9 protein-coding genes and 1 pseudogene are annotated in these 14,716 nt (G+C 69.0%); 2 read left to right on the top strand and 8 right to left on the bottom strand.

The window, feature by feature from the left end:
- The first annotated feature begins 150 nt into the window (after nt 1-150).
- Nucleotides 151-1,569: an amidase gene (locus BXA00_RS11895; protein ID WP_076518677.1), complete on the top strand. Its 1,419-nt coding sequence runs from the start codon at nt 151-153 to the stop codon at nt 1,567-1,569.
- 75 nt (nt 1,570-1,644) lie between these two features.
- On the opposite strand, the gene BXA00_RS11890 is transcribed toward BXA00_RS11895, so the two are convergent.
- The 7 genes and pseudogenes from BXA00_RS11890 to BXA00_RS11860 all read right to left on the bottom strand — a co-directional run bounded on the left by BXA00_RS11890 (nt 1,645) and on the right by BXA00_RS11860 (nt 13,207).
- Nucleotides 1,645-3,195 carry an efflux transporter outer membrane subunit gene (locus tag BXA00_RS11890; protein ID WP_076518676.1) on the bottom strand — a complete coding sequence of 517 codons (1,551 nt, stop codon included), beginning with the start codon at nt 3,193-3,195 and terminating at the stop codon, nt 1,645-1,647.
- Nucleotides 3,192-6,305, bottom strand: coding sequence for a multidrug efflux RND transporter permease subunit (locus tag BXA00_RS11885; RefSeq protein ID WP_076518675.1), 3,114 nt, complete (start codon nt 6,303-6,305; stop codon nt 3,192-3,194). Before BXA00_RS11885 ends, BXA00_RS11890 begins: the two co-directional genes overlap by 4 nt.
- Nucleotides 6,302-9,400 (bottom strand): MdtB/MuxB family multidrug efflux RND transporter permease subunit, encoded by a 3,099-nt coding sequence (locus BXA00_RS11880; RefSeq protein WP_076518674.1) that lies wholly within the window; start codon nt 9,398-9,400, stop codon nt 6,302-6,304. Before BXA00_RS11880 ends, BXA00_RS11885 begins: the two co-directional genes overlap by 4 nt.
- Before the next feature lie 12 nt (nt 9,401-9,412).
- Nucleotides 9,413-10,678, bottom strand: a complete 1,266-nt coding sequence (locus BXA00_RS11875) for an MdtA/MuxA family multidrug efflux RND transporter periplasmic adaptor subunit (protein ID WP_076518673.1) — start codon at nt 10,676-10,678, stop codon at nt 9,413-9,415.
- A gap of 133 nt (nt 10,679-10,811) precedes the next feature.
- A complete protein-coding gene (gene zapD, locus BXA00_RS11870; protein ID WP_076518672.1) occupies nt 10,812-11,564 on the bottom strand; it encodes a cell division protein ZapD in 753 nt (250 codons plus the stop codon).
- Nucleotides 11,561-12,254: pseudogene (gene coaE, locus BXA00_RS11865) on the bottom strand (dephospho-CoA kinase). Before coaE ends, zapD begins: the two are co-directional and overlap by 4 nt.
- A gap of 104 nt (nt 12,255-12,358) precedes the next feature.
- Complete coding sequence (locus BXA00_RS11860) at nt 12,359-13,207, bottom strand: A24 family peptidase (RefSeq protein ID WP_076518670.1); 849 nt, start codon at nt 13,205-13,207, stop codon at nt 12,359-12,361.
- Nucleotides 13,208-13,409: 202 nt separating this feature from the next.
- On the opposite strand from BXA00_RS11860, the gene BXA00_RS11855 reads away from it, so the two are divergent.
- Nucleotides 13,410-14,192 (top strand): copper resistance protein NlpE N-terminal domain-containing protein, encoded by a 783-nt coding sequence (locus BXA00_RS11855; protein ID WP_076518669.1) that lies wholly within the window; start codon nt 13,410-13,412, stop codon nt 14,190-14,192.
- Between the two features lie 83 nt (nt 14,193-14,275).
- On the opposite strand, the gene BXA00_RS29380 is transcribed toward BXA00_RS11855, so the two are convergent.
- A complete protein-coding gene (locus BXA00_RS29380; RefSeq protein WP_083714247.1) occupies nt 14,276-14,716 on the bottom strand; it encodes a response regulator transcription factor in 441 nt (146 codons plus the stop codon).

Raw genomic sequence — 14,716 nt, 5'->3', positions numbered from 1 at the left:
CGCATGGGCCGTTTCGTTTGCGTCCGGGCGGGAAAGCGCGCATAGACCGGATCGACGCGCCCAGGCACCCTGTTGCCGACGCCGACCGCCGCGGGCGGACGGGCCTGTTGAGTCTGGCAGAAAGACTCATGGCATCGAACCGAGGAAACCATGTCTGAAATCGCATTTGCCACGATGGCCGAACTGGCGGAGGGCCTGGCCCAGGGCCGCTACAGCTCGGTGGAACTGACGCGCCACTTTCTGGACCGCATCGCCCAGGCCAATCCGGCGCTGGGCGCCTTCGTCAGCGTGGACAGCGCGGGCGCCCTGCGGCTTGCCGAAGCCGCCGATGCGCGCCGGCGCGCGGGCTATGGCCTGCTCGGCCCCCTGGACGGGGTGCCGGTGGCGGTCAAGGACTTGTGCGACATCCAGGGGCAGATCACCACAGCAGGTTCCGAGGCCTGGCGCGAACGGCGCAGCGGCGTCACCGCCACCGCCGTCGCGCGCCTGCTGAATGCGGGCATGGTGATGCTGGGCAAGACCCACATGGTGGAGTTCGCCTTCGGCGGCTGGGGCACCAACCCGGTCATGGGCACGCCGCGCAATCCCTGGGACCTGCAGCAGCCGCGCGTGCCGGGCGGCTCGTCCAGCGGGTCGGGCGTGGCCGTCGCGGCCGGCCTGACGCCCGCGGCGCTGGGGTCGGACACCGGCGGCTCGGTGCGGATACCGGCGGCGCTCAACGGCGTGACCGGCCTGAAGACCTCGCGCGGACTGATCAGCCTGCATGGCGCCGTGGCGCTGTCGACCACCCTGGACACCCTGGGTCCGCTGACGCGCGACGCGCGCGACGCGATGCTGCTGACCGCCCTGATGGCGGGCCCCGATGCGCAGGATCCGCTGACGCTGGGCATCCCGGCCTTCCAATACCGCGAGCCCGCCCCCGGCGCGCAGCCGCTGCGCGGCGTGCGCATCGCCCTGATGCCGCTTTCCCAGCATCCGATCGCCGTGGACGCCGACGCGCTGTCCGCGCTGGACGACGCGCGGCGGGTGCTCGCCGCACTGGGCGCGGAAGTGACGGAGACGCCCCTGCCCTTCGATTTCCGCGAGATGATGCAGCGCAACGGCCAGATCATCGCCGCCGAGGCCTATGCCGTCCACCGCGGCTACATCGAAGATTCCGCCCAGCCCATCGGCCAGTACGTGCGCGCCCGCGTGCTGTCGGGCAAGGGCCTGTCGGCCGCCGACTACATCGCCGCGCTGCAGGCGCACGCGCAGGCGCGCCGGGACTGGCTGGACTGGATGAGCGACTTTGACGCGGTGCTCACCCCCAGCACGCCCTTCGGCGCGCGCCGGCTGGACGAGGTGGACGAAGCGGCCACGCCGCTGGCCGCCTTCACGCGCGCCGGCAACTACGTCAATGCATCCGGCCTGGCCCTGCCCGCGGGTTTCACCGCCGACGGCCTGCCGCTGGGCGTGCAGTTGCTGGGCAAGCCCAATGACGAAGGCGTGCTCGGCAAGATCGGCATGGCGTTCCAGGCCGTGACCGACTGGCACCGCCAGCGGCCGGATTTGAAGGCGGTCGGACTGTAGGACGGCGCGGATCGCTCGGCCGGCGGCCTGCCGTCAGCGCACCGGGATGCCCGTGCGGAGCCTTAACCGCCGCAACTAGGGAGACCGGGGCGCCGGGGACTGGGCCGGGAGACTCTGCGACCCGGAAGCCTGCGGCCCCGGGGTCTGCGCCGCGTCCACGCGCGCGGTCTGCTCCGCCGGCAGACCTTCCCACCCGCCGCCCAGCGCGACGATCAGGTTGACGCTGGCCAGCAGCCGGTCGCCCAGCAGGCTCAGGGCGTTGCGTTCGCTGTTGAGCGCCGTGGCGTCCACCACGGCCACGCTCAGGTAGTCGACCAGGCCGGCCTTGTACTGGTTCTGGATCAGGCGCAGCGATTCGCGCGCCGATTCCAGCGCGCGGCGCTGCACGATCTGCTCCTGTTCCATCACGCGTAGCTGGATCAGGTAGTCCTCGACCTCGCGCAGGCCGGTCAGGGCTGCCTGGCGGTAGGCCGCCGCCTGCGCGTCGTACGATGCGCGGGCCTGTTCGACCTGAGCCTCGCGCGCGCCGCCGTCGAAGATCGTCAAGGCGAGCGCCGGGCCCAGGGACCAGAAGCGCGCGGGCGCGGTCAGCAGCTCGGCGAACTCGCCGTTGCGAAAGCCGCCGTCGGCCGACAGGATCAGGCTAGGGAACCAGGCGGACTGCGCCACGCCGATCTGCGCATTGGCGGCGGCGGCGCGGCGTTCGGCGGCCGCCACGTCGGGACGGCGCTCCAGCAGCTCGGACGGCAGGCCGACCGGTATCTGCGGCAGCTTCAGCGCGAAGACCGCCGGCGGCAGGCTGAACTGCGACGGCGCCTGGCCCATCAGCACGGCGATCGCGTGCTCGTACTGCCCGCGCTGCCAGTCCAGGTCGATGGATTGCGCGCGCGTGCTTTCGAGCTGCGTGCGCGCCACGGCCACGTCGGCCTGGCCCGCGACGCCGACCTCGTAGCGGTTCTGCGTGAGCTGCAAGGACTTTTCATAGGCGGCCACGGTCGCGTCCAGCAGGCGCTTCTGCTCGTCCAGCACGCGCAATTGCAGATAGGTCTGGGCCAGCGCCGCCTGCGCGCTCAAGCGGGTCGCGCCCAGGTCGGCCAGGCTGGCGGCCGCGCTGGCTTCCGAGGATTCGACGCTGCGGCGCACGCGTCCCCAGAGGTCCAGCTCCCAGCTCACGCTGCCGGTGACCGAATACTGGTTGTACACGCTGCTGCCCGATCCGGACGACGAGCCGCTCTGGCTGCCGCTGCCCGCGCGCGTCATCCCTGCCCCGGCCCCGACGGTGGGATAAAAGCCCGAGCGCGCGCCGCGCACCAGTCCCAGCGCCTGGCGGTAGTTGGCCACGGCCTGGGCGATGGTCTGGTTGGACGCGTTCAGCCGGTCCATCAGCCCGTTCAGGACGGAGTCGTCATAGACTTTCCACCATTCGCCGCGCTCGGCCTGGTCGCGCGGCTGCGCCGGTTTCCAGCCGGGCACTTCGACCTGGCCTTCCTTGTAGGCGGCGCCCACGTCCAGCGCCGGGCGCTGGTAGTCGGGCCCGACCGCGCAGGCGCCCAGCAGCGCGCACAGCGCAATCGTGGCCGCGGCGCGGGGAAGGCAGGCGTGGGGAAACGGCTTGGTACGGATCATGTGTGTTCGATGGAAGCGGATTTCCCGCCCCGCGAGGCGCGCCGGCGCGCGGCCCACAGGCGGAAGCGGTCCAGGTAAAGATAGACCACGGGCGTGGTGTACAGCGTCAGGATCTGGCTCAGCACCAGGCCGCCCACGATGGTAATGCCCAGCGGCTGGCGCATTTCGACGCCCGCGCCGGTGGCCAGCACCAGCGGCAGCGCGCCGAAGATGGCCGCCATGGTCGTCATCATGATGGGGCGAAAGCGCGTCAGGCACGCCTGGAAGATGGCGTCGCGCGGCGTCATGCCGTGGTGGCGCTCGGCGTCCAGCGCAAAGTCCACCATCATGATCGCGTTCTTCTTGACGATGCCGATCAGGAGGAACACCCCGATCAGCGCGATCAGCGTGAAGTCGTAGCGCACCAGCAGCAGCGCGAGCAGCGCGCCCAGGCCCGCCGACGGCAGGGTGGACAGGATGGTGAGCGGATGAACGAAGCTCTCGTACAGGATGCCCAGCACGATGTACATGGTGACCAGCGCGGCCAGGATCAGCCAGGGCTGCTGCGCCAGCGTTTCCTGCAGCGCGGCGGCGGTGCCCTGGAAGCCCGCCTGGATCTGGTCGGACGGCAGGCCGATGCGGGCCACGGCGTTGTCGATCGCGGCCGTCGCCTGCCCCAGCGACACGCCGGGCGCGAGGCTGAACGAGATGGTGTCGGCCACGAACAGGCCCTGGTGACTGACGCTGAGCGGCGCGTTGGCGTTTTCGAGCTTGGTGAACGCCGACAGCGGCACGCGCGCGCCGTCCGCCGTGATGACCTCGACCTGGCGCAGCGATTCGATGTCCTGCGCGAACTTCGGGTCCACGCCCAGCACCACGTGGTACTGGTTGAGCGGCCCATACATGACCGACACCTGGCGCTGGCTGAATGAATTGTTCAACACCGTGGAGATGGTGGCCATGCTGATGCCCAGCCGCGTCGCGGCTTCCCGGTCGATGACCAGGTTGATCTCGCGGCCCCGGTCCTCGACGTCGGCGTCGACGTCGGTGATCTCCGGGATCTTGGCCATGGCCTGCTGCACCTTGGGCATCCAGGTGCGCAGCAGTTGCAGGTCGCCGGACATCAGGGTGTAGTCGTACGAACCCTGGCTCTGGCGTCCGCCGATGCGGATGTCCTGCTGCGACACCAGGAACATGCGCGCGCCCGGCATGTTCTGCAGCTTGGCGCGCAGGCGGTTGATGACCACGTCGGCCGACACCTTGCGTTCTTCCAGGGGCTTGAGCTGGATCTGCATGAAGCTGCTGTTGCTGCCGCCGCGTCCGCCCGCGTAGCCCGTCATGCTCTGCACGGCCGGGTCGGCCAGCACCACCTTGCGCAGCGCCTCCAGCTTGGGCACCGTGGCCTGGAACGACGTGCCCTGGTCCACGCGGAAAAATCCCAGGAGCTGGCCGGTGTCCTGCTGCGGGAAGAAGCCCTTGGGCACCACGGTGTACAGGTAGATGTTCAGGCCCACAGCGACCGCCAGCGTCAGCATCATCAGGCGGCCGTGCGCCAGCGCCCAGCCCAGCGACACGCGGTAGCCGTCCTGCATGGACTCGAAGGCGCGCTCGGACCAGCGCGCCAGGCGGCCCTGCGGCTTCTCATCCTTGGGCTCCGGGCGCAGCAGGCGCGCGCACATCATGGGCGTGAGCGTCAGCGACACCACCAGCGACACCAGGATGGCGGCCGACAGGGTCACGGCGAACTCGCGGAACAGGCGTCCGACCACGCCGCCCATCAGCAGGATGGGAATGAACACCGCCACCAGCGACAGGCTCATCGACAGCACCGTGAAGCCCACCTCGCGCGAACCGCGCAGCGCGGCGCGCATCGGCGACATGCCGCGCTCGACGTGCCGCATGATGTTTTCGAGCACCACGATGGCGTCGTCCACCACGAAGCCCGTGGCCACGATCAGGGCCATGAGCGAGATGGTGTTCAGCGTGTAGCCGCACAGGTACATGATGCAGAACGTGCCGATCAGCGACACCGGCACCGCCACGCTGGGGATGATGGCCGCCCGCCAGCGGCGCAGGAACAGCAGCACCACCAGCACCACCAGTCCCACGGCGATGACGAGCGTCAGCTCGGCCTCGTGGAGCGACGCGCGGATGCTGGGGGTGCGGTCCTGCGCGACCGTCATGCTGACGTCGGCCGGCATCAGCGCCTGCAGCACCGGAAGCTGCGCGCGCACGGCGTCCACGGCTTCGATGATGTTGGCGTCCGCCTGCCGCCGCACGACCATCAGGATGGCGTTGCGGTCGTTGTAGAAGCCGGTCTGGTAGAGGTCTTCGACCGAGTCCTCGACCCTGGCCACGTCGGAGACGCGCACCGGCCTGCCGTCGCGCCAGGCCACGATCAGCGGCCGGTATTGTTCGGCCCGGCTGAGCTGGTCGCTGACCATGATCTGCCAGTGGTAGCGGTCGTTCTCGAGCACGCCCTTGGGCCGGTTGGCATTGGCGTTGGCCAGCGTGGCGCGAAGCTCGTCCAGCGACACGCCCTGGTTGGCCAGCGCCCCGGGCAGCACCGTGACACGCACGGCGGGCAGCGAACTGCCGCCGACCGTGACTTCGCCCACGCCGTCCACCTGCGAGAGCTTCTGCGCCACGATGGTGGAGGCCAGATCGTAGAGCTGGCCCTGGCTGAGCGTGCCGGACGTCAGCGCCAGCGTCATGATCGGCGCGTCGGACGGATTGGACTTGTGATACGTGGGATTGCTGCGCAGGCCGGTGGGCAGCAGCGAGCGCGCCGCGTTGATGGCCGCCTGCACGTCGCGCGCGGCGCCGTTGATGTCGCGCGACAGGTCGAACTGCAGCGTGATGCGGGTGGAGCCCTGCGAGCTGCGCGACGTCATTTCCGTGACGCCCGCGATGCTGCCCAGCGACCGCTCCAGCGGCGTGGCGACGCTGGACGCCATGGTCTCGGGGCTGGCGCCGGGCAGGCTGGCCGACACGGAAATGGTGGGGATATCGACCTGCGGCAGCGGGGCCACCGGCAACAGGAAAAACGCCAGCATGCCGGCCATCACGACCGCCAGGCTCAGCAGCGTGGTCGCCACTGGCCGGACGATGAACGGGGCCGACAGGATCATCGGGCGTCTCCGGCGGGCGCCGACGCGGCGCCGCGCCAGCGGCGCGACATGCGGTCGAACATCAGGTAGATGACGGGGGTGGTGAACAGCGTCAGCACCTGCGACAGCAACAGGCCGCCCACCATGACCAGGCCCAGCGGCTGGCGCAATTCAGCGCCCGTGCCGGTGGACAGCATCAGCGGCAACGCGCCGAACAGCGCGGCCAGTGTGGTCATGAGAATCGGCCGAAAGCGCAGCAGCGCGGCCTCGTGGATGGCCTCGCGGGGCGACAGGCCGCGCTTGCGCTCGGCGTCCAGCGCGAAGTCGATCATCATGATGGCGTTTTTCTTGACGATGCCGATCAGCAGGATGATCCCGATGATGCCGATCATGTCGAGCTCGGTGCCGCTGATCAGCAGCGCCAGCAGCGCCCCCACGCCCGCGGACGGCAGCGTGGACAGGATGGTGATGGGATGGATGTAGCTTTCGTACAGCACGCCCAGCACGATGTACATCGTGACCACGGCGGCCAGGATCAGCCACAGCGTGCTGGACAGCGAATTCTGGAACGCCAGCGCCGCGCCCTGGAAGCGCGTTTCCACCCCGGCCGGCATGCCGATTTCGGCCTCGGCCGCCGCGATGTTCTGCACCGCATCGGACAGCGACGCGCCCGGCGCCAGGTTGAACGACACCGTCACCATGGGGAACTGGTCGAGCCGGTTGACGGCCAGCACCGTCCTGCCTTCGCTGATGTGCGCCACGGACGACAGCGGCACCTGCGCCCCCGAGGACGTGGGCACGTGGATCTGGCCCAACGCGCTGGGCGACATCTGGAACTGCGGCTGCACCTCCAGCACCACCCGGTACTGGTTGGACTGCGTGAAGATCGTGGAAATCAGCCGCTGCCCGAAGGCGTTGTAGAGCGCCTCGTCGATGACGGCGGCCGTGATGCCCAGGCGCGAGGCCGCGTCGCGGTCGATCTCGACCCAGGTCTGCAGGCCGTCGTCCTGCAGGTCGTCGGTGACGTCCATCAGCCCGGGCACGCTGCGCAGGCGGTCGACCAGCTTGGGCGTCCATTCGCTCAGGACCTTGAGGTCCGGATTGGACAGGGTCATCTGATACTGCGTGCGGCTAACCCGGTCTTCGATGGTCAGGTCCTGCACCGGCTGCATGTAGACGGTCAGGCCGTCCTGGCGGTTCAGGGTCTCCTGCAGCCGGGCCATCACGGCGCGCAGGTCGCTGCTGCGCTCGGCCTGAGGTTTCAGCGCGATCTGCATGCGGCCGGCGCTGAGCGTGGCGTTGCTGCCGTCCACGCCAATGAACGACGACACGGCCTGCACGTCGGGATCTTCCAGCACCAGCCGGGCGGCGGCCTGCTGGCGCTCGGACATGGCGGCAAAGGAGATGGACTGCGGCGCCTGCGTGATGGCCTGGATAAGGCCCGTGTCCTGCTGCGGGAAAAAGCCCTTGGGCACCACGAGGTACAGCAGCACGGTCAACGCGAACGTGGCCACCGCCACCACCAGGGTCAGCGTCTGATGGCGCAGCACGACCTGCAACATGCGGTCATACGCGGCGATGACGCGGTCGATGAAGGCGCCCGTGGCCTGGTGAAAGCGTCCGTGCCGGGTTTCGGATTCCGGGCGCAGCAGGCGCGCGCACATCATGGGGGTGAGGGTCAGCGACACCACTAGGGAAATCAGGATGGCCACCGCCAGCGTGATCGCGAATTCGCGGAACAGCCGGCCCACGACCTCCGTCATGAAGAGCAGCGGGATCAGCACGGCGATCAGCGACAGGGTCAGCGAGATCAGCGTGAAGCCGATCTGCGAGGCGCCCTTGAGCGCGGCCTGCATCGGCTTCTCGCCTTCTTCGATGTGGCGCGCGATGTTTTCGATCATGACGATGGCGTCGTCCACCACGAAGCCCGTGGCGATCGTCAGCGCCATCAGCGTCAGGTTGTTGATGGAAAAGCCCGCCAGATACATGATCCCGAAGGTGCCCACCAGCGACAGCGGCACGACGACGCTGGGGATCAGCGTGGCCGTCAGGCTGCGCAGGAAGATGAAGGTCACCATGACCACCAGCCCCACCGCCAGCAGCATCTCGAACTGCACGTCGGCGACGGAGTCGCGGATGGTCTGGGTGCGGTCGGACACCACGGCCACGTCCAGCGTGGCGGGCAGCGCGGCGCGCAGTTGCGGCATCAGCGCCTGGATGCGGTCGACCACGTCGATCACGTTGGCCCCCGGCTGGCGCTGGATGTTCAGCAGGATGGCGGGCTTGTCGCCGGCCCACGCGGCCTGCCGGGTGTCTTCCGCGCCTTCGACGGCGCGCGCCACGTCGGCCAGGCGCAGCGGCGCGCCGTTCTTGTACGCGATGATCAGGCTGTTGTAGTCGGTGGGCGACTTGAGCTGGTCATTGGCATTGATGGTGGTGGAGCGCTGCGGCCCGTCCAGGTTGCCCTTGGGCTGGTTGACGTTGGCGCCGACGATGGCGGTGCGCAGGTCCGACAGCGACAGGCCATTGGCCGCCAGCGCCTGCGGGTTCACCTGGACCCGCACGGCCGGCCGCTGGCCGCCCGCCACGCTGACCAGGCCCACGCCGGGAATCTGCGACAGCTTCTGCGCAACGCGCGTGTCGACCAGATCGCGCACCTGCGGCAGCGGCATGGTGGGCGAGGTGATCGCCAGCGTCAGCACGGCCGCGTCCGCGGGGTTGACCTTGTTGTAGGTGGGCGGCACCGGCAGGTCGGACGGCAGCAGGTTGGACGCGGCATTGATCGCCGCCTGCACCTGCTGCTCGGCCACGTCCAGCGGCAGGGTCAGGTTGAACTGCAGCGTGATGACCGACGCGCCGCCCGAACTGGTGGACGACATCTGGTTCAGGCCGGGCATCTGGCCGAACTGCCGCTCCAGGGGCGAGGTGACCAGGGAGGTCATCACGTCGGGACTGGCCCCGGGGTACAGCGTCACGACCTGGATGGTCGGGTAGTCCACTTCCGGCAACGCGGAAACGGGCAGGAACCGGTAGGCGATGAGGCCCGCGATCAGGATGGCCACCATCGACAGCGTGGTGGCCACGGGGCGCAGGATGAAAAGGCGCGACGGGCTCACGGCGTTCTCGGCTTATTTGGAGGCGGGCGTGGTGCCGGCCGGCGCGCCCGCGCCCAGCGTCTTGTCGCGGGTGGCGGGGATGACCTGGGCGCCGCCCACGATTTCCACCTTGGCGCCCGCGCGCAGGCGGTCGGTGCCTTCGGTGACGACGCGGTCGCCCGGCTGCAGGCCTTCATTGACGGCGACCATGCCGCTGTTGATGGCGCCCAGCTTCACCTGGCGCACCGCGATCGTGTCGTCGGGCTGCACCAGGAACACGAACGCGCCGGCCGAGCCTTGCTGCACGGCCGCCGTCGGAATGGCGGTCACGTTCTTGCGGGTCAGGACGTGCAGCCGCACGTTGACGAACTGGTTCGGGAAAAGCGCGTCGTCGGTATTGTCGAACCGGGCCTTGAGCTTGAGCGTCCCGGTCGCGACGTCGATCTGGTTGTCCAGCGTTTCCAGGATGCCCGAGGCAATGCGGCGGGTGTCGGCCCGGTCATAGGCATCGACCGTCAGCGTCTTGCCGGCCGCCAGTTCGGCGCGCACGTCGGGCAACTGGGTTTCAGGCAGCGTGAACACCACGGAAATCGGCTGGGTCTGGGTGATCACCACCAGGCCGTTGGTGTCCGAGCTGGAAACAAGGTTGCCGCGGTCGACCTGGCGCAGGCCGAGCCGCCCGCTGATGGGCGCGGTGATGCGCGCGTAGTCGAGCTGCAGCTTGGCGTTGTCGACGTTGGCCTGGTCGCTCTTGACCGCGCCCTCGTACTGGCGCACCAGCGCGGCCTGCGTGTCGACCTGCTGGCGGGCGATGGAGTCCTGCTTGTACAGGGCCTGGTAGCGCTGCAGGTCGCGCCGGGCGTTTTCAAGCTGCGCGAGGTTCTGCATCTGCGTGCCGCGGGCCTGGTCCAGGGCAACCTGGAACGCGCGCGGATCGACCTGCGCCAGCAGGTCGCCGGCCTTGACCTGCTGGCCCTCCTGGAAGGCAACGTCCACCAGCTCGCCGCTGACGCGGCTTCTGACGGTGACGGTGTTGTAGGCGGTGACGGTGCCCAGCGAGCGCAGGAAGATGTCGATGTCCTGCTGGGTGGCGGTGGCGATACGAACCGGGACGGGCATGTTGGCCATGGCCGCCATGGGCGGCCTGCCGCCGGGGCGCCCGCCGGGTCCGCCCTGCTTGGCCGAAGGCCGCAGCACCATCCAGGCGATTGCCGCAACAACGAGCAGCAGCAGGACCAGGCCGACGATGCGGCGGCGGCTCCAGCGGGCGGATGGGGATACAGGACGGCTATCGGACATGGAAACGGTTCCGGCACACTCGGAAGGAAAGCCGTATTGTCTACTAGACCGTCCCGGTTTCGACGCCCGGGGCCCTCAGGCTGAAACTACCCGCAACAGCTATCCGGGCAGCGAAACCGTGCGTAACTTGCGCCTACGAACTGCACAGGGTCATCGCGAAAGGCACGTCGCGCGCCACCTGCTGGGGCTTGAACTCCCCGTCCTGGGTGGAAAAACGTATCCAGATCATGTACTTATTGGCGCTGATCTCGGGAAAGACCCCTTGCGTGGGATCCACCCAGACGCGCAGGAGCTGGAACTGCTTGCCGCCCAGCATCTGCTGGTAGGCGCCCTGCTCGGCGACGATGTCGGTCTTGCGCCCGGACTCGCGCAACAGGCGCAGCGCCAGCGTCAGGCCGTCATAGAGCGCCACGAAGGGCGACACCCAGGCCTGCAGATCCGCGCACCGGGCGGCTTCGGACTTGTTCTGCCAGGCATAGTAGGAAGGCATGTCCACCTGCGTGGCGCTGCCCGGCACCGACAGCCGGCCGCGCAGGCTGGTGAGCCATTCGTTTTCGCGCAGCGATTGGCCGGTCTTGCCGGGCGCGGCCAGCGCGCCGGCCACCTTTTCCAGATCGCGCAACATGCTTTCGAGCGCGTCCTGCGCCACGCCGGGATGATCGCGCAGGCCGACCAGCGCGAGTCGCTGGCGTTCGAGGTCTTGCAGCACCGATCCCTTCACGTCGGTGCGTTCGCACGCATCGAGCAGATCGAACAGTGACGTGACGGCAACCTGATGCTGGCGTGAGTCACCCTCGCGAGCAAAGAAGAACAGCCTGTCGAACAGGTATTCCAGCCGCAGATAAGCACGGATGCGCTCATTGAAGGGATATTCGTAGACGATCACGCTGTTTTACAGGCCCTATCAGTGGTTGGCCGGCGGGGCCAAGAATTTTCAGGGTTGCCGGCAGCCGCTGGCTTACCGGCCCGTCGTGGCCGCCAGCGCCAGCCAGCGGTCATGCAGGATCAACGCCCGCGCGCGCAACTGGTCCGGCGTTGTCGTGGCGTCGTTGAGTATGACGTCATCGGCGACCTCCAGCCGGCGTGCCCGCGCAGCCTGTGCCGCCATGATACGCCGGATGTCAGGCTCCGTCAGCCCGCTGCGCTGACGCACCCGGGCCACCTGCGTATCGGGATCGCAATCGACCACGCAGATACGATCCACGCGCGAGCGCCAACGGTCCAGGGACTCGACCAGCAGCGGCACCACGAAGACGAGATACGATCCGCGCGCGGCGGCGGCCTGGCGCTCGGTCTCGCGGCCGATGGCAGGATGCAGCACGGCCTCCAGGCGCCGCCGCACCTGCGGGTCGGCGAACGCCTGCGCGCGCATCCAGGCGCGGTCGAGCGCGCCCTCGGGCGTCAGCGCCTGCGGACCGAATTCGCGTTCGATGGCCGGCATGGCGGCGCCCCCCGCGGCAGTGAGCGTATGCGCGATCGCGTCGGTATCGACCAGGGCCGCGCCCCACTGCGCCAACAGGTCCGCCACGCGGGATTTGCCCGATCCGATGCCGCCCGTAAGACCGATCTTGAACATGCTGCCTTTCCTCAGTTTGCGTTGCTGGCGGCTGCCTTGCCGAGTCCGGCGCGCAGGCCATCCGGTTCACATCTGCCGGGGTTCACATCTGCCGGGGTTCACGTCTACCGCATGAACCCCAGCACGCCCTGGTCGCCGCCCAGCAGCAGCATGACCAGGCCCGCCAACGCCAGATACGGTCCGAAGGGCAAGGGCTGGCCGCGGCTGGCGCGGCCGGTCAGGGTCAGCGCCCCGCCGATCAGCACGCCCACCAGCGACGCGCTGAGCAGCAGCATGGGCAAGGCTTCGATGCCGAACCACGCGCCCAGCGCCGCCAGCAGCTTGAAGTCGCCCTGGCCCATGCCTTCGCGCCCGGTCAGCAGACGGAACACATGAAAGATAACCCACAGGAACAGATAGCCGGCCACCGCGCCGATCACCGCGGTCTGCAGGCTGGTGAACGCCCCGAACAGATTGACCAGCAGGCCCGCCCACAGCAGCGGCTGGGTCAGGACGTCGGGCAGCAGCGTCGATTCCAGGTCGATCCAGGCCAGCGCCACCAAGGCCGCCGACAGGCCCATGGCCGCCAGGGCGATCGGCGTCGCGCCAAAGCGCACCGCGCAGGCCGCGAACAGCGCGCAGCTCAGGAGTTCGATGGCGGGATAGCGCCACCCGATGGCCGCGTGGCAGGCAGCGCACCGCCCGCGCAGCAGCAGCCAGCCCAGCACGGGGAGCCGTCCCACGCCGGTGACCGGCGCCTTGCAGGCAGGACAATGCGAGGCCGGCGACAGCAGGCCATAGCGGTCCGCGGGCCGCGGCTTGCCCATGGCATCCAGGCACTGCGCCTGCCATTCGCGTTCCATCATGCGCGGCAGCCGATGGGTCAGCACCGTCAGCCAGTTGCCGACGAACAGGCCGGCCAGCGCGGCCAGGCCGATGAAAACGCCCAAAGGCATGTCGAAGACTTGCCACATCGCGGTCACGCCGGTTTCAGGTTTGCAAGCGCCTGCCCATCCGCCTTGCCGGCGATGGCGCAAGGGATGAGTGGCCGCCCGCGGCCATGTCGTAATTTGTGCATAAGCGCCGGCGATATCCTGGAACGGCTTAGGGGAACGTATCGAATCTTCGCATAAGTGCGTAAAATCGGAGACAGACTCAATTCACGGATAAGCTGCCATGGCCGCGCGCGTCGACATCGTTTCCCGCTCCCGCAAACTCAGCGTCATGGGGCTGCTGATAGCGGGCACCGTGGTAGGCGTATCGGGCTGCGCCAAGCAGAAAGCCGAAGGCTATTACGACCTGCCCCCCGAAAGCACCGTCACCGATGCGCAGTATCAGGGCTCCGGCGCGGGTTACCGCAGCGTCATCCGCGCCCCGTCGCAGGTGCAGATCGAGCTCAAGCCCGACGCGCGCCGTCAACAGAACCAGAATCAGCAGGCCGTCCCGGCCGGCCAGACCACCGAAGACGGCCAGGCCATGCCCGAAGGCGCCGACAGCGGCGCGGGCGGCTCCGGCGGCGCATCGGCCCCGGCGGCCGCGGCCCCCGCCCCGGCGCAAAGCGGCATCACGCACAGCCTGGTGCCGCAGCCCCAGACCTATATGGGCACCCTGCCGTGTTTTTCGCCGGCCATGCAGTGCACGGCGCAGCGCGTGACGCTGACCCTGGCGCCCAACGGCCGTTGGCGCGGCCGCACGGCCTACCTGGACAACGACCCCAAGAAGGGGCCGCCGGTATCCGAGCAGGGCTGCTGGGACGCCACCGACGAACGCCCGCCCCGCGTCATCCTGATGGACGGCCAGGGCAACGTCCGCGTGGAATTCTTGGTCGCGGCCAACAATGTGCTGCGCGTGCGATCCATCGGCGGCCAGACTCCCAACCTGAACTACAACCTGACCCGCCAGCCGGATCTGGACCCGATCGACGAATTGGCCAGCGCCCCGGCACCCAAGTGCCCTTGATGCCTCGTCGCGACAACTGACCGCCGCATTGCCGGCACAAGATAGCCCGGGCCTGACGGACGCCATGTTCGCCAGGCCCGGATTCATTTCGGGCTCGATTCGGGCGGATGCGCGCCTGCGCGTTGCGGGCCGGACGGCGCAGGCGAACCGGGCGGTGCAAGCGAACCGGGCGGCGCAGGCGGACAGGGGTCGTAGGCGCGGACGGGCTCGTGCAGGACCCGGGTATCCAGGGCCGGTCGGTCCGGCGGCGGCAGCGGGTGGTGGGCTGCGCGTTGCGCCCCCGGCACCGGCGAGGCGCCCGATCGGGCATGCGCGCACAGGCGGCAGGCAAGCTGCATGGCGTTGCGGGCGTCGAGCTTGGCGAAGATGCGGGCCCGATGGGCCTCTACCGTGCGCAGGGAAATGCCCAGGTCGATGGCGATGACCTTGTTGGCGCGGCCCGCCGCCACGTACTCCACGATCTGGCGTTCGCGGGCGGTCAGGGAGGACAGGACGGTGTCGAGATCGGGATGGGGAGAGAGCAT

The sequence above is a fragment of the Achromobacter sp. MFA1 R4 genome (assembly GCF_900156745.1).
Lineage (GTDB): Bacteria > Pseudomonadota > Gammaproteobacteria > Burkholderiales > Burkholderiaceae_B > Achromobacter.
This window is presented reverse-complemented; position numbering and strand designations above follow the sequence as displayed.

Bases quoted from the DNA above. Each gene is read 5' to 3' on its own strand.
- BXA00_RS11895 (WP_076518677.1), top strand. From the start codon at position 151: ATGTCTGAAATCGCATTTGCCACGATGGCCGAACTGGCGGAGGGCCTG.
- BXA00_RS11890 (WP_076518676.1), bottom strand. From the start codon at position 3,195: ATGATCCGTACCAAGCCGTTTCCCCACGCCTGCCTTCCCCGCGCCGCG.
- BXA00_RS11885 (WP_076518675.1), bottom strand. From the start codon at position 6,305: ATGATCCTGTCGGCCCCGTTCATCGTCCGGCCAGTGGCGACCACGCTG.
- BXA00_RS11875 (WP_076518673.1), bottom strand. From the start codon at position 10,678: ATGTCCGATAGCCGTCCTGTATCCCCATCCGCCCGCTGGAGCCGCCGC.
- BXA00_RS11860 (WP_076518670.1), bottom strand. From the start codon at position 13,207: ATGTGGCAAGTCTTCGACATGCCTTTGGGCGTTTTCATCGGCCTGGCC.
- BXA00_RS11855 (WP_076518669.1), top strand. From the start codon at position 13,410: ATGGCCGCGCGCGTCGACATCGTTTCCCGCTCCCGCAAACTCAGCGTC.
- BXA00_RS29380 (WP_083714247.1), bottom strand. From the start codon at position 14,716: ATGCTCTCTCCCCATCCCGATCTCGACACCGTCCTGTCCTCCCTGACC.